General features: G+C 73.1%; 7 protein-coding genes. 5 read left to right on the forward strand and 2 right to left on the reverse strand.

Going from position 1 to position 22,713, the window contains the following annotated elements; all coding sequences use genetic code 11:
* Positions 1-41: 41 nt before the first annotated feature.
* The 5 genes from SMIR_RS35550 to SMIR_RS35570 all read left to right on the forward strand — a co-directional run bounded on the left by SMIR_RS35550 (position 42) and on the right by SMIR_RS35570 (position 20,722).
* Entirely contained in the window at positions 42-1,766 is a 1,725-nt protein-coding gene (locus tag SMIR_RS35550) for a fatty acyl-AMP ligase (protein ID WP_212727859.1), read from the forward strand.
* 177 nt (positions 1,767-1,943) lie between these two features.
* Positions 1,944-16,295: a type I polyketide synthase gene (locus tag SMIR_RS35555; protein WP_249938517.1), complete on the forward strand. Its 14,352-nt coding sequence runs from the start codon at positions 1,944-1,946 to the stop codon at positions 16,293-16,295.
* A 77-nt stretch (positions 16,296-16,372) separates the two neighbouring features.
* Entirely contained in the window at positions 16,373-18,745 is a 2,373-nt protein-coding gene (locus SMIR_RS35560; RefSeq protein WP_212727860.1) for a thioester reductase domain-containing protein, read from the forward strand.
* Positions 18,742-19,878 carry an alpha/beta hydrolase gene (locus SMIR_RS35565; protein WP_168489596.1) on the forward strand — a complete coding sequence of 379 codons (1,137 nt, stop codon included), beginning with the start codon at positions 18,742-18,744 and terminating at the stop codon, positions 19,876-19,878. Before SMIR_RS35560 ends, SMIR_RS35565 begins: the two co-directional genes overlap by 4 nt.
* 64 nt (positions 19,879-19,942) lie before the next feature.
* Entirely contained in the window at positions 19,943-20,722 is a 780-nt protein-coding gene (locus tag SMIR_RS35570) for an alpha/beta fold hydrolase (protein ID WP_212727861.1), read from the forward strand.
* A gap of 26 nt (positions 20,723-20,748) precedes the next feature.
* Here SMIR_RS35570 and SMIR_RS35575 read toward each other — a convergent pair whose 3' ends face one another.
* Positions 20,749-21,405 carry a TetR/AcrR family transcriptional regulator gene (locus tag SMIR_RS35575; RefSeq protein WP_212727862.1) on the reverse strand — a complete coding sequence of 219 codons (657 nt, stop codon included), beginning with the start codon at positions 21,403-21,405 and terminating at the stop codon, positions 20,749-20,751.
* 164 nt (positions 21,406-21,569) lie between these two features.
* Positions 21,570-22,526 carry an ABC transporter substrate-binding protein gene (locus tag SMIR_RS35580; protein WP_168489593.1) on the reverse strand — a complete coding sequence of 319 codons (957 nt, stop codon included), beginning with the start codon at positions 22,524-22,526 and terminating at the stop codon, positions 21,570-21,572.
* Positions 22,527-22,713 lie beyond the last annotated feature (187 nt).

The raw sequence follows: 22,713 nt of genomic DNA on the forward strand, positions 1-22,713 counted from the left end.
AGTTTTCTCGCTCACTCATTCGAACAGGTGAGACTCCTCATATGGCTCGTTCCCTGGTCGACTTACTGACCACGCATGCCTCGCAACAGCCGGAGCGGACGGCATACCGCTACCTCGTCACGGGCGACTGCGACGGAGAGACCCAGGACATCTCGTACGGACGTCTGGCCCGTCGGTCCCGAGCCGTCGCCGCCTGGCTGCAGGAACGCGGTCTGGCCGGATCCCGCGCGCTGTTGCTGTACCCGCCCGGCCTGGAGTTCATCTCCGGCTACCTGGGCTGTCTTTCGGCCGGGGTCGTCGCCGTGCCGGGCGTTCCCCCGCAGGGGCGGTCGCAGAACCACCGTGCCCTGACCCGTATGAAGCGCCTGATCGCCGACGCGGACGCCAAGGTGATCCTGGGCGGCCGTGAGGTGCTCGCCACCCTGGCCGCCCAGGGGGAGCACCTGCCCGAACTGGACGCGATCACCTGCGTCGTCACCGAGGACATACCCGACGAGGCGGCCGACTCCTGGCGCGAACCCGACCTCACCGACGACTCGGTCGCCTTCCTCCAGTACACCTCCGGCTCCACCTCCGCCCCGCGAGGCGTGATGGTGACGCACGGGAACCTGCTGGACAACCAGCGGGCCATCACCGAGCGGATGGGCCACACCCCGGACACGCTCGCGGAGTACGACCACGAACTGTTCGTCAGCTGGCTGCCCGTGTACCACGACATGGGCCTCATCGGCCCGGTCCTGAACACCGTCCACCTCGGCGCCACGGCCACGCTCTTCTCGCCCCTGCACTTCCTCCAGCGGCCCGCGCGCTGGCTGACCGCCCTCAGCCGCTACCGCCCGCACACCAGCGGCGGCCCCAACTTCGCCTACGAACTGTGCCTCAAGCACGCCACCCCCGAACTCCTCGACGGACTCGACCTCGGTCGGTGGAAGGTCGCCTTCAGCGGCGCCGAACCGGTACGGGCCGCCACCCTGCGGCGCTTCACCGAGACCTTCGCACCGGCCGGCTTCCGGCATGAGGCCCTGTACCCGTGCTACGGCCTCGCCGAAGCCACGCTCATCGTCACCGGCGGCGGGGCCGACACCGCGCCCACCCTCGCCGCGGCCCCCGGGTCAAGTCCGCACGCGGGCGCGGCCGACGCGGCAGCCGTCGGCTCCGGGCGGCCGATCCCCGGTACGACCGTGGTGATCGCCGACCCCGAGCGGCGGAAGGAGCTGCCCGAAGGGGAGGTCGGCGAGATCTGGGTGAGCGGCGCGAGCGTCGCCAAGGGCTACTGGCGCAACACCCTCGCCACCCGCGAGACCTTCCGGGCCACGCTGCAAGACCGTCCGGACCGTTTCCTGCGGACCGGCGACCTCGGATTCCTGCGCGAGGGCGAACTGTTCGTCACCGGCCGCCTCAAGGACCTGATGGTCATCGACGGACGCAACCACTACCCGCAGGACCTGGAGCTGTCCGCCGAGATGTCCCACGGCGCGCTCCGGCCGGGCTGCACCGCCGCGTTCTCCGTGGACGGCGGTGCCGAGGGCGAACAGCCCGTCATCGTCGCCGAGACGGCCCCGGACGCGGCGGCCGACTCCGAGCGGATCACCGAGGTGATCCGCAGCGCGATCGGCGAGGCCCACGGCCTCGCGGTGCGTGACGTCGTGCTGGTCCACCCCGGCACCATCCCCAAGACGTCCAGCGGGAAGATCCAGCGCCACGCCTCGCGGGCGGCGTACCTCGCCGACGCCCTCGCGGTGGTCGGCGCGCCCGCCGCGAGATGAGGTAGACGAGGTCACCCCCCCGTCGGCGCGGACACCCGCGCCGACGGGCACCCCGGTCGTACCGGCCGTACACCAGGGGTTCCTCAGTCGCGCGCCGGTGCCGCCGCCGTCCACCGGTCGCCGTACCCGTCGTACGGAATCCGTCTGAACCCGAGTTCACGAGGACACCTTTCCCCGATGCCTGCGAGCGAGTCCCCGAAGCAGTTCCCCGAGATGTCCGTCACGACCTCCGAGGACGTGCGGGCCTGGCTGGCGTCGGCCGTCGCCGAGGCGGCCGGGCTCGCCCCGTCGGCTGTCGACCCCGAGCGGCCGATCGCCGAATTCGGCCTGGGATCACGCCAGTTGGTGACCCTGGCCGCGGAGCTCTCCGGCCGGATCGGCCGCCCCGTGGAGCCGTCCCTCGTCTTCGACCACCCCACCATCGCGGCGCTCGCCGCGGCGGTCCTCGGCGAAGGGCCCGTCGGCGCGGCGGCGCCGGTGCCGGCGGCCGCGCCCGTACGCGGCGACGAGGACATCGCCGTCATCTCCATGGGCTGCCACTACCCCGGCGGCGCCGACGACCCCGAGGCGCTGTGGCGGCTGCTCGCCTCGGGCGAGGACGCCATCACCGAGGTGCCCGCGGGCCGTTGGGACACCCGGGGGCTCTACGACCCCGACCCGGAGGCCCCCGGCAAGGCGTACACCCTGCGCGGCGGCTTCCTCTCCGACATCGACCGTTTCGACGCGCCCTTCTTCGGGATCTCGCCGCGCGAGGCCGCGGCCATGGACCCCCAGCAGCGGCTGCTGCTCGCGACCGCCTGGGAGACGATCGAGCGCGCCGGGATCGTCCCGGACACGCTGAACGGCAGCTCCACGGGCGTCTACATCGGGCTGTACGACAGCGGCTACCTGGCCTCGGCCACGCTCGGCCGGCTCGACGGGCACGTGGGCACCGGCTCCGCGGCCAGCGTGGCCTCCGGACGCATCGCCTACACCCTCGGCCTCCAGGGCCCGGCGGTCACCGTCGACACCGCCTGCTCCTCCTCCCTCGTCGCCCTGCACCTGGCCGCGCGGGCGCTGGCGAGCGGCGAGTGCGACCTCGCGCTGGCGGGCGGCGCGACGCTCCTTGTCACCCCGCGCGGACACGTCGAGTTCAGCCGGCTGCGCGGGCTGTCGCCGACCGGGCGGTGCAGCCCGTTCTCGACCGACGCGGACGGCGTGGTGTGGGCCGAGGGCTGCGGTCTGGTGCTGCTCAAGCGGCTCGCGGACGCGCGCCGCGACGGCGACCGGGTCCTGGCCGTCGTCAAGGGGTCGGCCATCAACCAGGACGGCCGCAGCCAGGGCCTGAGCGCCCCGAGCGGCCCCGCGCAGGAACGGGTGGTGCGCGCCGCCCTCGACGCGGCCGGACTCCGCCCGGACGACCTGGACTACGTCGAGGCGCACGGCACGGGCACCCGGCTCGGCGACCCCATCGAGGGCCGGGCGCTCGCCGCCGTCTTCGGGCCGGGGCGCCCGGCCGACCGGCCGCTCGGCGTCGGCTCCCTCAAGTCCCACATCGGTCACACCCAGGCCGCGGCGGGCATCGGCGGCGTCATCAAGACGGTCCTGGCCCTCGGCCACGAACTGCTCCCGGCCTCGCTGCACGCCGACACCCCGACCGAGCACGTCGACTGGGCGGGCGGCGGCCTGCGGGTGCACAGCGGAGCCCGGGCATGGCCGCGGGGCGGCGACCGGGTGCGGCGGGCCGGGGTGAGCGCGTTCGGGATCAGCGGTACGAACGCGCATGTGGTGCTGGAGGAGGCGCCGCGGGACCTGGCACGGCCGGCCACCGGGACACCCCCGGCGGAGATCCCCGGCGCGGCCCTCTTCCCGCTCTCCGCCCGTACCCTCCCCGCCCTCCGGGCCCAGGCCGCCCGCCTCCTCGAAGCGCTCGACGAACAGCCGCGGCCGTCGCTGCCCGGCGTGGCCGCAACGCTGACCCACCACCGCACGCACTTCGAGCACCGGGCCGTTGTGCGGGCGGCCGACCGCGACGACCTGCTGACCGCCCTGCGCGCCCTCGCGCAGGGCCGAACCGACAGCGGCACCGACGGCGATACCGCCATCGGTACCGACAGCGGTGGCGATACGGTCGTCGGACCCCAACAGGCCATTCCCACCGGAAAGTTGGCTTTCGTCTTCCCCGGCCAGGGCTCCCAGTGGACCGGCATGGCCCGCGATCTCCTCGACCGCGACCCGGTGTTCGCGGACGAACTCGACCGCTGCGACGCCGCCCTGCGCCCTTTCACCACCTGGTCGGTGGCCGCCGTGCTGCGCGATGCCGCGGGCGCCCCGCCCCTGGACCGCGTGGACGTCGTGCAGCCGGTCCTGTTCGCCGTGATGGTGTCCCTGGCCGCGGTGTGGCGGGCCCGGGGCGTACGGCCGGACGCCGTGATCGGGCACAGCCAGGGCGAGGTCGCCGCGGCCTGCGTCGCCGGAGCGCTCAGCCTGAGCGACGCCGCCGCGGTGGTCGCCCTGCGCAGCCAGGCCCTGACCGGGCTGTCGGGCACCGGCACCATGGCCGTCGTCGCCCTCCCGCACACCGAGGTCGAGGACCACCTCGCCGACCTCGACGGACGAGTCTCGGTCGCCGCCGTGAACAGCGGCCGCTCGACGGTGATCGCCGGTGACGTCGAGCCGCTGGAGGCCCTGCTCGCCGACCTCGACCGCGAACACGTCTTCGCCCGCCGCCTCGACGTCGACTACGCCTCCCACAGCCCCCGGGTCGAGCCGGTCCGCGCGACGGTCCTCGACGAACTCGACGGCGTCACCACCTGCCCGACCCCCGTCGCCTGGTACTCCACCGTCACCGGCGAGCCGGTCACCGAGGAGCTGGAAGCCGACTACTGGTACACCAACCTGCGCGAACCCGTCCGCTTCGCACCCACCGTGGAGCGCATGGCGGCCGACGGCTACCGCTGGTTCGTCGAACTCGGCCCCCACCCCTCCCTCGTCACCGCCCTGCACACCATCGCCGAGGACTCCGGCCACGAGAACCTGGTCGCCGTCGGCTCGCTGCGCCGCGACGAGGACGGACCCGCCTGCCTGGACCGGTCCGCCGCCGAACTCCACGTCCACGGGCGGCGGATCGACTGGCGCCGACTGGTCCCCGACACCGCCCCCGCCGACCTGCCGACATACGCCTGGGATCCGCGGCGCCACTGGATCGAGCCCGAGACCACCACCGGTGCCCCCGGTTTCTTCGACCGTGCCGCGCACCCCCTGCTCGGCATCCAGCTCCAGTCGCCGGACGAGACCCGCTGGACCTTCCGGGGCGAGTGGTCCAAGGACACCGCCGACTGGCTGCCCGACCACACCGTGTTCGGCCGGACCGTCGTCTCCGGCACCACCCTGATGGAGCTGTGCCGCGCCGCGCTCGCCGTGGCCCGCCCGGACGACCCGGCCGACCTCACCGACCTGCTCCTCCTCAGCCCTCTCACCCTCCCCGGCTCCGGCACGGTAGAGGTGTCCGTCGAGGTGGTCACCGCCGGTCCCGTACCGGAGATCACCGTGCACAGCCGCCCGCGCGCCCAAGAGGCCACGGGCTGGACCCTGCACGCCACCGCGTCCGCGTCCGCGGCTGTCGTGCCGACGACGGATCGGCCCCCGGTGTGGCCGGAGGCGGCCGAGCCGGCCTGGACCCCGGGGACGTACGAGCGGCTCGCCGAGCTGGGCCTCGGCTACGGCCCGGCCTTCCAGGGCGTACGGTCGGCGGTCACGACCGGCGACGGTGAACTGCTCGCCCGGCTCTCGCTGCCGCCCACGGCCCGCGACGCGGCCGAGCCGTACCCCCTCCACCCCGCCCTGCTGGACGCCGCGCTGCACGTGGCCGCCGGGATCGACGCGTCCGACGGCCGGGTGCTGCTCCCGGTCGCGGTGGGCCGGTGCGTCCTGCCGCCCGGTGGCACGAGGGACCTCACCGCGGCCGTACGCCGCACGGGCGGCTCCGACACGGACCTCACCCTGGACATCACGCTGCGGGACGCCGACGGTCTCCCGGCCGGTCGTCTGGAGGGCGTACGACTGCGGGCCGCGGACCCGGCGGACCTGAACGGCGCCTCGGAGAACGCCCGGCACCTGTACGAGGTGGTCTGGACGGCCCTGCCCGAACAGCCCGCCGAGGCGCCGGGCACCGAGTGGGCCGTCGTCGGCGACCCCTCGGACCCGGAGGTCGCCGGGGCCCTGCACGGCCTCGCGGCGGCGGGGATCCACGTCCGGAGCGGGACGGGCGACGCGGACGTGAGCGGGACGATCGGCGCCGACGTGCTCGTACGGTTCTGGCCGCGCACGGGGACGGACGCCGAACCGGCCGCCGCGGCACAGGAGTCGGCGGCCGCGGCCCTGGCCGAACTGCGTGCCCTGATCGCCCTCCCGCAGGACGAGACACCTGCCCGGACCGTGTGGGTGACGCGCGGTGCGGTCGGGGCCGTCGACGAGGACACCGTGCCCGGCCTCGCCCAGTCCGTGGTGTGGGGGCTCGCCCGCAGTGCCCGCGCCGAACACCCGGACCTCGGCCTGACCCTCCTCGACCTCGAGGACTCCGACCCGGCCGATGCGCTCCTGACCGCCGCCACCCACGCCGAGGAGCCCGAACTCGCCTTCCGCGCGGGCGCTCTGCTCGCACCGCGGCTCGTCCGAGCCCGCAGCCGGGACGCGCTGCGGATACCGGCGGGGGACCAGTACGAGCTGACCGGCCTTCCGGCGAACCCGGCCCTGCGCGCGGTGGCGCCCAGGGAGGGCCTGGCTCCCGGGCAGGTGAGGATCCGGGTGCACGCGGCCGCCCTGCCGGGCGCCCCCGGCGACGAGACGCCGCGCGCCGGTGTGCTCACCGAGGTCGGCGCCGACGTCGAAGATCTTGCCCCCGGCCTGCGGGTCACCGTCCTCTCCGACACCCCGCTCGGCTCCGAGCTGATCGCCGACGCGGGGACGGTCGAAGTGCTGCCCGACGACCTGCCGTTCACGGCCGCGGCCGCCGGACCGGACCGCCCACGGCACCCCCAGGTCCTGCCCGTCACCGCCGCGCACGAGGCGATAAGGCGGCGGAACGCGACCGGCACCCCGATCGTCCTCGACCTGGTCGGCCGCCCCACCCTCGTACCCACCGACGGCACGGTGCTGATCACCGGAGGTCTCGGTGCCGTCGGACGGCACATCGCCCGGCTCCTCGCCGAACACGGCGTCCCGCGACTGCTCCTGACGTCTCGACAGGGACCCGACGATCCGCGCGCCGCCGACGTCACCGCCGAACTGACCGCGCTCGGCGCCGAGACCGAGGTCGCGGCCTGCGACATCGCGGACGCGGCGGCCCTGGCCGATCTGCTCGGGCGTATCGGCGAGGAGTCGCCGCTGCGCGGTGTCGTCCACTGCGCCGGAGTCCTGGCCGACGGGGTGGTCGCCGAGCTGACGCCCGAACGACTCGCACAGGTACTGCGCCCCAAGGTCGACGGCGCCGCCCACCTGCACCGGCTCACCGCCGACACGCGACTCGACCTGTTCCTGCTGGTCTCCTCGGCCGCCGGAGTCATCGGCAACGCGGGCCAGGGCAACTACGCGGCCGCCAATGTCTTCCTCGACCAACTCGCCCACCACCGGCGGGCCCTGGGCCTACCCGGCGTCTCCCTCTCCTTCGGCGCCTGGGCGGGCGAGGGTCTCGCCGCCGCACACGCCGACCTGGACCGGATGGCCCGTCTCGGCCATCGCGCCCTCACCCCCGACCAGGGCCGCGAACTCGTCGAACTCGCCCTGCGACAGGGCTCCCCGCACCTGGTCGCCTGGGCCCTGGACCTGCCACGCCTGCGCGAGACCGCGGCCACCACGGGCGGCGGTACGGCGGCGGTGTGGCGCTCGCTGCTGCCCGCGCCCCGCACCGGCCGAAGCGGCGGCGTCGGTCTGGCCGACCGCCTGGCCCGGCTGCCCGAGGCCGAACGCGCCGAACGCGTCCTGGCCCTGGTCCGTGAGGAGGTCTCCCGCGCCCTCGGCCTGCGCTCGGCGGAGTCCGTCCGCCCCGACCAGCCGCTGCGCGAACTCGGCATGGACTCGGTGACGGCGGTCGAACTCCGCAACCGCATCGGCGCCCGGATCGGTGCCAGGCTCCCGGCCACCCTGCTGTTCGACCACCCCACCGCGGCCCGGCTCGCCGCGCACCTGCTGTCCACCGCCCTCGCGGCGGGCGACCGCACCACTCCCGCCACGCGGCCCACGCGCGCCACGGCCCCGGCCTCCGACGAACCGGTGGCCCTGGTCGCCATGGCCTGCCGGCTGCCCGGCGGTGTGAGCGATCCGGAGGGCCTGTGGGGCCTGGTCGCGGAGGGGCGCGACGCGGTGGGCCCCTTCCCGGCCGAACGCTGGGACGCGGCGGCGCTGTACGACCCCGACCCGGATGCCCTCGGCAAGTCCTACGCCCGTGAGGGCGGATTCCTGAACCACGACGATCTGGAGTCCTTCGACGCGGGCTTCTTCGGGATCACCCCGAAGGAAGCGGCCGCGATGGACCCGCAGCAACGGCTGCTGATGGAGACGGCGTGGGAGGCGCTGGAGCGCGCGGGAATCGTGCCCGGCGAACTCGCGGGCAGCACCACCGGTGTGTACGTCGGCATGTTCGGCAGCGACTACCTGGCGGGGTCCCGCCTCGACCAGCTGGACGGGTACGTCGGTACGGGCTCGGCGCTGAGCGTGGCCTCGGGGCGGCTCGCCTACACGCTGGGACTGTGCGGCCCCGCGCTGACGGTGGACACGGCGTGCTCATCGTCGCTGGTGGCACTGCACCTGGCGGCGCAGGCGTTGCGGTCCGGAGAGTGCGACCTGGCGCTCGCCGGTGGCGTGACGGTGATGGTGACCCCGGGAACCTTCGTGGAGTTCAGCCGACTGCGGGGCCTGTCCCCGACCGGCCGCTGCCGGTCCTTCTCCGACGACGCCGACGGCGCCATCTGGGCCGAGGGCGCCGGCATGGTCGTACTGAAGCGACTGAGCGACGCCCGGCGCGACGGTGACGAGGTGCTGGCCGTGCTGCGCGGCACGGCCGTCAACCAGGACGGCCGCAGCCAGGGGCTGTCCGCGCCGAACGGTCCGGCGCAGGAACAGGTGATCCGGCGGGCACTGGAGCTGTCCGGGCTGGAGCCCGCCGACATCGACTACGTGGAGGCGCACGGCACGGGCACCACGCTGGGCGACCCGATCGAGGCGAACGCCCTGGCGGAGGTCTTCGGCGACTCACGCCCGCAGGACCGCCCCCTGTACCTGGGCTCGCTCAAGTCCAACATCGGACACGCTCAGGCTGCTTCGGGTGTGATCGGGCTCGTCAAGGTGGTGCAGTCGCTGCGCCACCGGACCCTGCCGCGCACCCTGCACGCCGACACGCCCAGCAGGCACGTCGACTGGGAGAACAGCGGGCTGCGACTGGTACGGGACACGGCGCCCTGGCCGTCGTCGCCCGGCCGGACACGACGGGCCGGAGTGAGCGCCTTCGGGATCAGCGGGACCAACGCGCATGTGATCGTGGAGGAGGCCCCGCCGGTCGAGAAGGCGGATCGCGAGGACGAAGTACCGTCGGGGAAGCGGCTGTTCGTGCTGTCGGGGCGCAGCGATGCCGCCCTGCGGGGGCAGGCCGCGCGACTGGCGACCCACCTGACCAAGGAGGCCGGCGAGGACATCGCTCTCCTCGATGTCGCCCACACCCTGGCCCGGCACCGCAGCCACTTCGAACGGCGCGCGGCCCTCGTCGCGGGTGACCGGGACGAACTGCTGCTACGGCTCGACGCGTTGGCGAGCGGGCGGGCGCCCCTGGCCGCGCCCCGCGACGACGGGACGGGCAAGGTGGCCTTCGTCTTCGCCGGGCACGGCGGTCAATGGCCGGGCATGGGCGTCGAGTTGATGGCCGGGTCGGAGGCGTTCCGCGAGGAACTGGCCCGCATCGACGAGGCCGTTCGCCGGCAGGTCGGCTGGTCGGTGCTCAACGCGCTGCGGGCGCCCGAGGAGTTCGCTCCGCTCGGCCGCACCGAGTTCCTGCAACCGGTGCTGTTCGCGGTCAACGCCTCACTGGCCGCCGCCTGGCGCGCGCTCGGCGTCCGCCCGGACGCCGTCGTCGGGCACAGCCTGGGCGAGATCGCCGCCGCGTACAGCGCGGGCGCCCTCAGCCTGGACGAGGCCGTGACCGTGGTGACCGGGCGTGGGCAGGCGGTCGTACCGCTGACGGGCAAGGGCGGCATGCTGTCCCTGGAACTGCCGCCCGCGCGGGTGGCGGAACTGCTCGCGCCGTTCGCGGGCCGGCTGTTCGTCGCGGCGGTCAACAGCGCGCGGTCCACGGCCGTCTCCGGTGAGGCCGACGCGCTGGCCGAGCTGCGTCACCGCCTCGACGAGCAGGGCATCACCGCACGCCCGCTGTCGACACCGTTCGCCTCGCACACCCCCTTGATGGACCCGATCCGTGCGGAGCTGGTCGACCGTTTCTCCGGCGTCAGGGGCGCCCGGACACCGACCCCGCTGTACTCGGCGGTGCTGGCCGAACCCGTCCCCGGCGACCGGCTGGACGCCGACTACTGGTACGCCAACCTCAGGGAGCCGGTGCGCTTCGCGGACACGATCCGACGGATGCTGGACGACGGCTACCGCTACTTCGTCGAGCTGAGCCCGCACCCCTCGCTCACCTCGTCGATCGAGGCGGTGGCGGCGGAGGCCGGGATCGACGCGGTCGGCGTCGGCTCGCTGCGCCGGCAGAGCGAGGGACGCGACGTACTGCTGCGCGGGCTGGGAGAGTTGTACACGGCCGGGCACACGCCCGACTGGCCCGTGCTGTTCCCGGAGGGCCACCGGGCCGACCTGCCGACATACGCCTTCGCCCGCGAGCGCCACTGGCTCGCGCCCGCCCCGGTCACCGCCTCGGCCGGCGGATCACCGCTGCTCGGCACGCACCTGGAGGCCAGCGACGAACCAGACCGGCACCTCTTCCAGGCCGACATCGACCTCGACGACAGCCGCTTCGCCTATCTCACCGACCACCGGGTCACCGGCGAAGTCTGGCTGCCCGGCGCCGCCTTCCTCGACATGGCCCTGGAGGCCGCGTCCGCGCTGCGGGGCGGAGGCGAAGTACGGCTTGCCGACGTCAGGTTCGTACAGCCGCTGTCGCTGGACGTGGACCGGCCCGTACGGCTGCAACTGGTCCTGCGGCCCGCCGAGGACGGCTTCCGGGACTTCACCATCGCCTCGGCACCCGTCGGTGGCCACGGTGCGCCGTGGAAGCGGCACGTCAGCGGACGCCTCGCGGTCACCGCGGAAGCCGCCGCCGATGACGACGAGCGGCTCGACACCGTGCGCGAACGGTGTGACGAACAGGTCGATCTGTCGGCCGTCCACGCTGGGCTCGCGGCCCTGGGCATCGACTACGGCCCCGCGTTCCGGGGGCTGGAGGAGGGCCGACGTACGGACGTGGCCGCCGTCGGCCGCCTGGCCCGGACGCCCGCCGCCGGTCATCTGCTGCATCCCGCCGTCCTCGACGCGGCCTTCCACACGGCCGCCCTGCCGGGCGGCGCGCCCGAGGGCCGGGCGTTCGTGCCCGCGGCCGTCGGGCGGCTGAGGTTCACCGGACTGCGCACGGCGCCCGTGTGGGCGACCTGCCGACTGCGTTCCGTGGACGGCGACACCGCGACCGTGGACCTGCGACTGTGGGACGAGAACGAGCAACTGGTGCTGGAAGCAAGGGAATTCCAGCTGGCCGCGCTGTCTCCGCTGGACGGCGCGCTCTTCGAGACCCAATGGCAGCCGCGCCCGGCCGCACAGCAGCAGCCCGCCGAGGGCGGTTGGCTGATCCTGGCGGACGACACGGGCGTCGCGGCCGAACTGGGCGAGCGGCTCGGCTCGACCGTGCCGCGGGTGATCGCCCGCAGGGGTGAGTCGTTCGGCGTCGAGGGACCCGGTCGTTACGTACTCGACCCCGCAGATCCGCGGCACCTGGCCCGCCTCCTGGACGAGGCCTTCCCCGACGGGCCGCCCGAGCGGGTGGTCCAGCTGTCCGCCCTCGACGCCCCGGCGATCACGGATGCCGGTACGGCCGAGGAGGCGGCGCGGCTGTGCTGCCTGAGCACACTGCACCTGGTACGGGCGCTGGCGGACCGGCCGCGGGGCCGGCCCCCGCGCCTGTTCGTCGTCGCGCGGGGCAGCCAGGCCGCCGGTGACAGCAGGCGGGTGACGCACCCTCAGCAGGCCCTTGCCTGGGGCTTCGGCCTCGCGGTGGCGCAGGAGTACCCGGAGCTGTCGGCCACCCTGATCGACCTGCCGCCCACCGACGGTGTAGACGCCCTGTGGACACAACTGCGGCACGCGGACGACGAACGGCTCGTCGCGCTGCGGGAGTCGGGCCGACTGGTCCCGCGCCTGGCCCGCACCCGCCCCGACGACGGCGGCAACGGTGAGGTCACGCCCGACGGGGTGTACCTGATCACCGGCGGTCTGGGCGGCCTCGGCCGAGTCGTCGCCGAACGACTGGTCCGCCGCGGCGCCCGCCGAATGGCCCTGATGAGCCGGGGCGAGCCCGACGCGCACACCGCGAGCTGGATCAGGGGTCTGGAAGAACACGGGGCCACCGTGCACCTCGTCCGCGCCGACGTGGCCGACCGCGAGGAGCTGACGGCAGCCCTGGACGCCGTACGACGGGAAGCGGGGCCGATCGCCGGAGTCGTCCACGCGGCCGGTGTCCTCGACGACGCGACGGTGGCGAACCTGACCGACGAGCGCGTCCTGCGCGTGCTCGCCCCCAAGGTCCTCGGCACCACGCTGCTCACCGAACTGATCCCGGAGGCCGAGAGCCTCGTCCTGTTCGCCTCGGCGGCCGGTCTCCTCGGCTCCGCGGGGCAGAGCCCGTACGCGGCGGCGAACGCCTTCCTCGACGCCTGGGCGCACCACCTCTCCCGCGCCGACCGCCGGGCGCTGAGCCTGGACTGGGGCGCCTGGGCGGGCGTCGGCATGGTCGCCGAGTCCGGCATCCGGGCCGCCGGGACCAGCAGGTCCGGTCTGCTCGCGTTCTCCCCGCAGGACGGTGGCGAACTCCTCGAACGGGTGCTGGCCACCTCCCGCCGCCAACTCGCCCCCCTCGCCCTGGACTGGGAGACCCTCGCGCTCGACCCGGACGCGGCCCGCGCCCGCCCGATCCTCGGCGACCTGATCACCGTGCCGACCGGCGATGACGAAGCGGACGACCTCGTCGCGCGGGTGTTCACGGCGACGACGGAACGTGACCGCGCGGACCGCCTCGAAGCGTATGTACGGGCCCGGGTCGGCCAGGTCTCCGAAGGCACGGTGGACGTCTCGGCGACCACGGCCCTGAAGGAACTCGGCCTGGACTCCCTCATGCTCGTCCGGCTGCGCAACGCCTTCGCCCGCGAGCTGGGCGCCGAACTCCCCGCCGCCACCGTGTTCTCCGCCTCCGACATCCGCGGCCTGGCCCGGGCGCTCGGCGAGGCGCTGCCCGAACGGGACACGGTCACGCAGGCCGGGGAACGGCCGTCCGAGGCGCGGCGGCCCGAGGCCGCCGTCGAGGTGCCCGAGAGCGAACTGCGGCCTGCGACCCGCGATGTCGTACGACTGCTGCGCAGCGCCCGGCCGGGCATGCCGGACGCGGCCCACGCCGTCGGCTTGGCCCTCCGGCTCACCACGCCCACCACCCGCGAGGCACTCACCGACATCCTCACCCGACTCGCCGGACGGCACGCCGCACTGCGCACCGCGATCGTGACCGGTGCTGGTGCTGGTGCTGGTGCGGGTGCGGGTGGCGAACACGCGCGGCTGCTACGGGTGGACCGGGAGGTCGCACGGCCGGTGCTGCGCTGGACGGACGTGCCCGCAGACGGCGCACTCGACGCGGCCGACCGACTGCGCCTGCTGCTGGAACCGCGGTTCGACCTGGCGAACCCTCCGTTGTGGCGGTTCGAGCTGCTAGATGCCGGTGCCCGGGGCCAGTTCCTGGCGTTCGGCGCGCACCACGCGGTGAGCGATCTGCAGTCGTTGCTGCTCGTGGCGGGGGAACTCGACGCCGAACTGTCCGGCACCTCGCTCGGCGACGCCGTCACCAACCGGGACATCGACCTCCTGATCGAGGCGCAACAGACGGACAACACCCCCGGCGAGGGCGCGACCTCATGGCGCGAGGCCTTCCAGGGCAGTGCCCGACTCGACCTGACGCTCGCCCGGCCCCGCCCGGCGACGCGCTCGTACCGGGCCGGCAGCGTGAGCGTGACGATCCCCGACGGGCTCATGGAACGGGTGTCGGCCGCCGCCAGCGGGCTCGCCATCACGCCCGCCGCATTCTGCCTCGGCACGCTGACCGTGCTGCTGGCCAGGATGCGGCAGAGGGACCGTTTCGTTCTCGCCGTGCCCGTCGACACCCGCATCCACGCCGACGCGTACGACGCGGTGGGCTTCTTCGGAGTGCCGGTGCCGTTCCCGGCCGAGGCCAGGGCGGGCGAACGGATCGAGCGGGTGCTGCGCCGCACCGACGGCCGCCTCGACCGCGTCCTCGCGAAGGGCGCCATGTTCTCGGACGTGCTCTCGACCCTCGCCCGACAGGGGCTGCACCGGGCGAACGCGCCGCTGGTGGAGGTGTACTTCAACTACGTACGCTCTTCGGCGGGCCGCCTCGCCCACCTGGAGGTACTGCCCGCCGGGACGGGGTACTCCGACCTCGACCTGATGATCACCATGACCCCCGACGCGGGCCGGATCCGGCTCGACCACAACCTCGACATCCTGGACGCGGCGACCTCCGTCGAGCTGGGGGAGGACTTCCTGCGGCTGCTCGCGGAGGCGGCGGACGACCCGACGGCGGCGGTCCGTTCGACGCCGGGTACGGCGGCCGAGGCGACGTTGGCGGTCCCTGCGACGACGGGCACGGCGGTGGAGGTGCCCGAGGCGGCGACCGAGGACGCCCCTCGCTCCCCGCGCCGGTCGCTCGCCCTCGCCGCCACCTTCGCCCTCGGAAATCTGCCCCCGCTGTGCGAGGCCGCGGTCGAGGAGGTCACGCGGGACGGCGGCCTGACAGTCACGGAAGCCCCGTACCACCAGGTGCTCGCCGCCCTACGAGACCCCTCCGGCGTCTTCGCCGAACCCACCGCGGCGGTGGGCGTGGCACTGCTGCGGGCGGCAGACCTGGAACGGTTCGGCCCCGTGGACGACGCGCTGCTCGCCGAGTTGCGTACCGCGTTCCCGGCCGCGCTGCGGGCCTTGTCCGAACGGACCCGCAAGCCGCTGATCGTCGGCTTTCTGCCGTCCGCCCACGCGCAGGACCGCTTCGCGCGGTGGGAGCGCGAGATCGCCGACGAACTGGCCGAGGTGCCCGGCATCGCGGTGCTCCGTCCCGACGACTGGACCCGGTGTCACGCCGTCGCGGAACGCTTCGACGAGCGGACCGAGCGGATCGCCCACCTCCCCTTCACCCCGCAGTTCCAGGCGGCGGTGGCGCTTTGCCTCGCCGATGCCGTACGTGCGGTACGGCGCCCCGCGCCCAAGGTGATCGCGGTGGACGGCGACGAGACGCTGTGGGGTGGAGTGGCCGGGGAGATCGGCCCGGAGGCGGTGGACCTGACAGGACCGCGTGCGCTGCTCGCGCGCCGACTCCTTCAGTGGCGTGCGGCGGGCGCGCTGTTGGCACTGGTCAGCAACAACGACGAGGACACGGTACGGGCCGTGCTGGACCGCCCGGACAGCCTGCTCAAGGCCGAACACTTCAGCGTGCTCTCCGCGACCTGGGGCCCGAAGTCCGGCCGGCTCGCCGAGGCGGCCCGGACGCTCGGCCTCGGCCCGGACAGCTTCCTGTTCCTCGACGACAACCCGGTCGAGATCGCGGGAGTGCGGTCCGCACTGCCGGAGGTGCTGTCGGTGACGTGCCCGCCGTCGACCGGACTGAGCGCATTCCTGGGCAGGTTGTGGCCGCTCGTCCCGGCCGCGTCGACGGCCGAGGACGCGCTGCGGGCGCGGTTCTACGAACAGGAGCGGGACCGGGACGCCGTGCGCGCGCAGGCCGGATTCGAGGAGTTCCTCAACCGGTTGGAACTTGAGGTCGACATCCGGGCCCTGTCCGAGGCCGACGTCGAGCGGGCCGAGCAACTCGTCCGCCGTACCAACCAGTTCACCTTGCGGGCGCGGTCCGCCGACGGGGGCGATCTCGGGCGGTGGCGGGAGCGCGGTGAGGTGTGGACGGCCGCGGCCCGGGACCGGTTCGGCGACTACGGCCAGATCGGGCTGCTCGCCTTCCGTGCGGACGGCGACCAACTCGACGTACTGGCCTGGCTGATGAGCTGCCGGGCGCTCGGTCGGGGAGTCGAGGAACGGCTGTTGCGGCGGCTGGCCGACCGTGCCGACGAACTGGGCTGCGTCAAGGTCCGGCTGACGGCGGAGCGCACTCCGCGCAACGTACCGGCCCGGCGGCTGCTGGCCGCGCTCGGTGGCGGAGACCAGGACGACGAACGCCTGGAGACCGTGGTCACGCCGGAACACCTGCGGGCCTTCCGGTCCTGGCGGCGGGGGTGAACCGGCGGCGCCCACGGGTGAAAGCGGTGGCAGTGGAGGCAGTGAGCGAAAGGACGACCACGGGGTGAAGGACTCTCATGCGTGATGTGAACGAGGACGCGTCGGCGTACGCCGGACAGCGGGCGACGGCCGAGGCGATCGAGCGGGGGGATGGCGGCGGGCTGAGCGTGGACGCCCTGCTGGCCAAGGTGAGGACGGCCGCGGCGCCCACGCCGGCCGGTACCGACGTGGCCGCGCAGGCGGCAGTGGTTCCGGAAGTGGTCCCGGACGTGGAGGGTCTGGCGGCCGCCGTCGCCGCCGTGGCCGGCCGTCACCTGCCCGAGGGGCATCTGACGCCCGACGCCGACTTCTTCGACGCCGGGGGCACCTCGGTGGGCGCGGTGGAACTCGTCGCGGCACTGGAGGACGAGCTGGGCATGGAGATCGCCCTCGACGACGTCTTCGCCGACGCCCGCCCGACCAGCCTCGCCCACCGTTGGCTGTCCACCGCACACACCACGGCCACCCTCTCGGCGCCGACCGCCTCGGAAACGCGGACGTCCGAGGCGGCTCGCACCTTCCCCGTCCCGGCCCCCCGCACCGCCCCCGCGGTGCCCGTCCCCCCGGCCCCGGACTCCAGGGCCCGGCCCGAGGACCTCGACCAGATCCTGGCCGACCTGGCGCTCGCCGACCGGCTGCCCTGGACCGGCGACCCCGAGCCACTGCCGCCGCGTCGGATCCTGCTGACCGGCGCCACCGGGTTCCTCGGCAGCCATATGCTCCTCGACCTGCTGCGGCACAGCGACGCCCATGTCTACTGCCTGGTCCGCGCCGCCGACGAGGAGGCGGCCCTCGGGCGGCTCGGTGAGGCGCTCAAGAGGTACGAGCTGCCCTGGTCGTCGGAGGTCCGCCGCCGGGTGACCGTGCTCCCCGGCGACATCAGGCGCCCGCACCTGGGCCTGTCCGACGAACTGTGGACCACGCTCACCCACGAGCTGGACAGCGTCGTCGGCGTGGCGGCGGCCGTGGACTTCCTGCGCGGCTACCAGTCGCTGCGGCAGAGTAACGTCATCGGCTCGCTGACCCTCGCCGAGCTCGCGGCGACCGGCCGGCCGAAGCCGCTGCACCACATCTCCTCCATCGCGGTCTTCAACGAGGTCGGCATCACCGCGATGGGCGAGGACGACCCGCTCGCCCACGTCGACCGCCTCGTCGCGGGCTACGACCAGACGAAGTGGGCGGCGGAGGTCGCCCTGCGACGGGCCCGTGACCACGGCCTGATCGTCACGGCCCTGCGCCCCGGCGGCATCGGCGGCCACACGAGGACGGGCGCCTACAACCCGCAGGACCTCAGCAGCGGTCTCCTCTCGGCCTTCGGCCGCTTCCGCACGGTCCCCGCCTTCAACCACCTGAACGCGGCCCCGGTGGACTGGGTGAGCCGGGTCGCGGTCGGCGTCGTCTGCGAACCCGACGCGTGGGGCTACGACTACAACCTGACGGGCGTATCCAACACCCTCGACGACGTCGTACGGGACATGGCGCTCGGCGGGATGCACGTACGCGTACAGGACTGGGACGAGTGGCGGACCGATGCCCTGGCCCGGCTGGAAGCCGAACCGGTGCCCGAACTTGCCTTCCTCACGAGGGTGTTGCAGAGCCCCACCGCGCTCAGACTGTGCGAGGCGACGCTGAAGGGTCCGGTGGCGACCGCCGAGCGCACCGCCGCGCTCGTCGAGGCGCTCGGGTTGCGGCCCGCCGCCCGCTACGACGCACAGGCCCAGCTGAGGACGTTCGAGCGGCTCGCCCAGGACGGGTTGGCCCGGCTGCCGCACAAGGACGACCAGCCCTACCTGTGGTTCTCCGAGACGACCGAGGGTGGTGTCGGTCCGGTCGGAGCCCCCGCCGACACTCCTTGCTCGATGGCGCTCACCCTCTCCCTCGCGAGCATGTACCAGCTGGTGAAGGAGCGCCGGGTCGATGTCACCGGCGAGTTGACGTGCGCGGCGGTGCATCCCGAACCGCTGGTCGTCGAGCGCGGCGACGTCTGGATCCGGCCAGAGGAGGGCATCCCGCAGCGACACGGTATGCGCCACCGGCTCCTCAGCTACCGGCTGGCGCTGTGTGACGCGGACGGTGGCCGCTGGTGGCTGGAGGGTCACAAGTACGCCCGGGCCCGTCGTGACGTGTGGCGCCAGACGCGGGCACTCACCGTCGAGATCGGCCGCGAGGGCGCACCGGCGGCCCTGGCCGGCGAGCTCGTCGTGCCCGCCGACACCTATCTGCGCGACCAGGTCGACGGCATCAAGGTCGACCCGCGCCTGACCAGCCAGGAGAAGCGGGCCGCCAAGCTGACCTGGCTCGCCTGGTTCGGCCTGGAGATGGGCCGCGGTCTGCTCGGCCCGTTCGCCCGGGCCGCCGCCGACCTCCTCGACCTGCGCCGCACCCCGACCCCCTCGGAGCACCACCGATGATCCTCCGGAGCACCGACTCCCGCACCAGGCCGACGCTCCGCAAGGTCAGGAGCACCACGACCCTGCGCCCCCTCCGCCACCGCCTCGACCCGGCGCGGGTCGAGGAGATCCCCTTCCGTGCCGACGACGGCGTACGCCTCGGGCTGACCCGCGTCGACAGCGGCGACACCGACCGCCCCGCCGTGCTGCTCCTGCACGGGCACACCGCGTCCGCCGACATGTTCCTGCTGCCCGAGACCCGCAACCTGGTCGACGTCCTGCTCGACGACGGCTACGAGCCGTGGCTGCTCGACTGGCGGGGCAGCTGCCGCCTGCCGTACAACGAGACCGGCCAGAGGTACACGTACGACGACGTCGCCCTGTACGACATCCCCGCGGCCGTCTCCCACGTCCGCCGCCGCATCGGCGACCGGCCGCTGTTCGTGGTCGCCCACTGCGTCGGCTCCCTCACGCTGTCGCTCAGCATGACGGCCGGGCTGGTCCCGGGCCTCGCGGGGGTGGTGTCCCAGGGCGTGTTCCTGACGCCGAAGCTCGCGGGCCGCACCTCGCTGCGCATGTCGCTGGCGGGGGAGTTGCTCAGGTCCCGCATCGATCACATACCGGTCGACATCCGCAAGGCCGGCCTGTGGTCGAAGTACACCCCCCTGTTCGCCCTCGCCTCCCGCGGGGCGAGCTGCCCGGATCCGACCTGCCAGATCCTGCACAACTCGGCGTGGGGGACGGGCGCCTCGCTGTTCGTGCACGAGCACCTGTCCGAGGCCACCCACCACCGGCTCGCCGAGCTGCTGGGCCCCGCCCCGCTGTGGATCCTGCCGCATCTGCGCCGCATCGAGCTGGCCCGCACCGTGGTGCGCTGGCACGACGGCGACCACCGCTACCGGGCGCTGCCGCAGAACGCGCTGGACGCGGCGGCCCGTATCGACACCCCCGTCCTGCTGCTCGCCGGCAGCGAGAACGGTCTGTGGCTCGACTCCCAGAAGCTCTGTCACGACGTACTCGCCCGCAGACAGCCGCAGTTGGACGTCGCGTACACCGAGATTCCCGGCTACGGCCACCTGGACACGTTCCTCGGCCGGGGCGCCGCCCTCGACGTGTTCGGACACATCCTCGAATTCCTCGGCGAACGACGGTGACGGTGGCCCGGGCGGCCGGTTACCGTACCCGTCAGTAACCGGACCGCACCGCAGGAGGCCACCCATGCCGCAGCTCGAAGTCGACGGCGCCAGACTGACGTACGACGACGAGGGCCCCCGCGACGGTGCGGGCGCGCCCCTGGTGTTCATCCACGGCTGGACCGCCAACCGGCACCGCTGGGACCACCAGCTGGCTCACTTCTCCGCCACGCGGCGGGTCATACGTGTCGATCTGCGCGGCCACGGCGAGAGCGACGGGTCGGGACGGCGGAGCATCGGGGAGCTGGCAGGGGACGTCCTCGCCGTCCTCGATCACCTGAAGGTCGACCGGTTCGTCCCCGTAGGCCACTCGATGGGCGGGATGATCGCGCAGACCCTGACGCTGGGCCACCCCGAGCGGATCGAGCGCATGGTCCTGGTGAACTCGATCAGCCGGATGACGTACAGCCGGGGGAGGGGCCTGCTGATGGCGGTGTCCACGCGGGTGCCGTTCAAGCTGTTCGTCGCCGCCAACATCCAGCGGGCCTTCGCCCCCGGTTACCCGCGCGAGGAGATCAAGGAGTACATCCGGACCTCCGCGGACACACCGCGGGAGGTGGTCATGACCTGCTACGGCGCGATGCGGTCCTTCGACGTCCTCGACCGGGTCGGGGAGATCCGTGTCCCCACCCTCTTGATCCACGGCTACTACGACATCCAGCTGCCCGTCTCCCAGATGCTGCGGATGGCGAAGGCGTACCCGGACGCGGAGGTGCGCATCCTGGACGCCGGCCACGAACTCCCGGTGGAGAAGCCCGAGGAACTCACCTCGACCATCGACCGGTTCCTGACCGAGCGCCCCTGAGGCGCCCGCGAGCCTACGAGGTTGCCTCAGGACCTGTCCGGCCGAGCGACCGGCAGTGGGCGCCGGGCGACCTCGTGGGCCTCCTCGGGGGTCAGGCCCAGCATGCGCAGGATGAGTTCGGCCATCTCCTCGTCGGCGCCGGGGCCCGACTGCTCGGACTTGGCGGACGACTTCAGCTGGAGCAGCCCGAGGAGGGAGCCGCCGACGGCACTGAGGGCGACGAGGGGACTGTCCACCTGGAAGCGGCCGGAGGCGTTGCCCTTCTCGATGTCCCGCAGGGCTCGGGGGCCCAGGCCGAAATCGGCGTGGATGTAGGGGAGGCCGCCGTAGCGCAGGACGCGGGTGAGTTCCGGGTGGGTGTCGGCGAGCCGGAAGGTCAGCCGGACGCTCACCGCGAACACCTCGGCGGGGTCGTCCAGGTCGCCGGTGATCGAGTCGATCAGCTTGCCGTACTCCTCCAGCGCGTCGACGACCGCCGCCTCGAAGAGCTCCGCCTTCGTCTGGAAGTGGTTGTAGAAGGAGCCGAACCCGACGTCGGCACGCTCGGCGATCTGCTGGATGCTGACCTCGCTCGTGCCCTGCTCGGCCAGGATCCGCTGGGCGGCGGTGATCAGGGCATGGCGGGTCCGGGCGCGCCTGCGTTCGAAGCGGTTGGCGGGCTGGTCAGCGGCTTGATCGGGCATGCGCTCATCCTATCCGCGACCTCTTCAGAACTGATGAGGAGATCAGTCGGCGGGCGTCGGTGATCTCGCGACGGACGAGCGAACCGTCGTGCCTCGGCGACCCGGCGGCACGGCAAAAGCCGGAGCGGCGGACTCCCGCTCCGGCCTGCGCGCCGCCGTCAGAACTACAGCCCGGCGGTCGACAGCCAGCTCTTGGCCACGTCCAGCGGGTCCTTGTTGTCGTTCTGCACCTGGGCGTTGAGCTTGACCAGGGTGTCCGTGTCGAGCTTCGCCGATACGGCGTTGAGCGCGGAAACTCCGGCGGCGGAGAGACCGCTCTTGTAGGCCAGCGGCGTCACGTTCTCAAAACCGAAGAGATTCTTCGGGTCTTGAAGGACCACGAACTTGTTCTTGGTGATTCCGGGGTCGGTCGTGAAGATATCTGCGGCCTGAATGTTGTTGCCCTTGAGGGCCGCCACGGTCAACGGCCCACCCGCGTCCAGAGCCTTGAACGACTTGAATTCGAGGCCGTATTCGGACTTGAGGCCCACCAATCCCTGCTTGCGCGTCTGGAACTCCGGTGATCCCCCGATGACCACGTCCTTGGCCGAGGCGGAGAGGTCGGCGATCGTCGACGAGGTCGTGAGCTTGTACTTCTTGGCGGTCGCCTCGTTGACCGCGATCGCGTCCTTGTCCTCCGCCTTGGAGGGCTCGAGCAGGGTCAGCTTGGAATCGAGCGCGGCCGTGATGGCCTTGCTGGTGTCCGCGACCGTGGTCGGGGCCGCCTTGGCGTTCAGATAGGCCAGCAGCGCGCCGTTGTACTCGGGCAGGACGGTGATCGTGCCGTTCTTGATCAGGCCGTAGGTGGTCTCGCGGCTGCCGATGTTCAACTTGTAACTGACCTTGATGCCCTTGGCCTTCAGGGCCTCACCGTAGATGTCGGCGAGCAGGATGCTCTCGGGGAAGTTGTTGGAGCCGACCACGACCGTGCCGCCCTTGGCGGTGTCGCCCTTCAGCGGGTCCTTGCTGTCGGAGTTGTCGGAGGAACCGCAGCCCGTGAGGGCGGCCGCGGCCACAACCAGCAGGGATACGGCGTACGTTGCGGTCGTTCTGGTGCTTCTGGCGTGGGTCACGTTGGTCATCCAGACTTGTGCATGGGCGGTCGGCGGCCGGAAGGCATGGCGTGATGACGATCCAATCGAGCCCAGTAACGCACCGTCAAGACACGAATAGATCACCGATGGAGACCACACGGCTTCGCCGCGTGGGCGCAACCTGACCGAAACGGGATCGAATCCGACGTATCGTCATGTCAGTTTTTGGTTGATC

It is taken from the genome of Streptomyces mirabilis (genome assembly GCF_018310535.1).
In the GTDB taxonomy this organism is placed as follows: domain Bacteria; phylum Actinomycetota; class Actinomycetes; order Streptomycetales; family Streptomycetaceae; genus Streptomyces.

What these genes read in the sequence shown, in the direction of transcription:
- SMIR_RS35550 (WP_212727859.1), top strand. Translation starts at nt 42, where the DNA reads ATGGCTCGTTCCCTGGTCGACTTACTGACCACGCATGCCTCGCAACAG.
- SMIR_RS35580 (WP_168489593.1), bottom strand. Translation starts at nt 22,526, where the DNA reads ATGACCAACGTGACCCACGCCAGAAGCACCAGAACGACCGCAACGTAC.
- SMIR_RS35575 (WP_212727862.1), bottom strand. Translation starts at nt 21,405, where the DNA reads ATGCCCGATCAAGCCGCTGACCAGCCCGCCAACCGCTTCGAACGCAGG.
- SMIR_RS35565 (WP_168489596.1), top strand. Translation starts at nt 18,742, where the DNA reads ATGATCCTCCGGAGCACCGACTCCCGCACCAGGCCGACGCTCCGCAAG.
- SMIR_RS35570 (WP_212727861.1), top strand. Translation starts at nt 19,943, where the DNA reads ATGCCGCAGCTCGAAGTCGACGGCGCCAGACTGACGTACGACGACGAG.
- SMIR_RS35555 (WP_249938517.1), top strand. Translation starts at nt 1,944, where the DNA reads ATGCCTGCGAGCGAGTCCCCGAAGCAGTTCCCCGAGATGTCCGTCACG.
- SMIR_RS35560 (WP_212727860.1), top strand. Translation starts at nt 16,373, where the DNA reads ATGCGTGATGTGAACGAGGACGCGTCGGCGTACGCCGGACAGCGGGCG.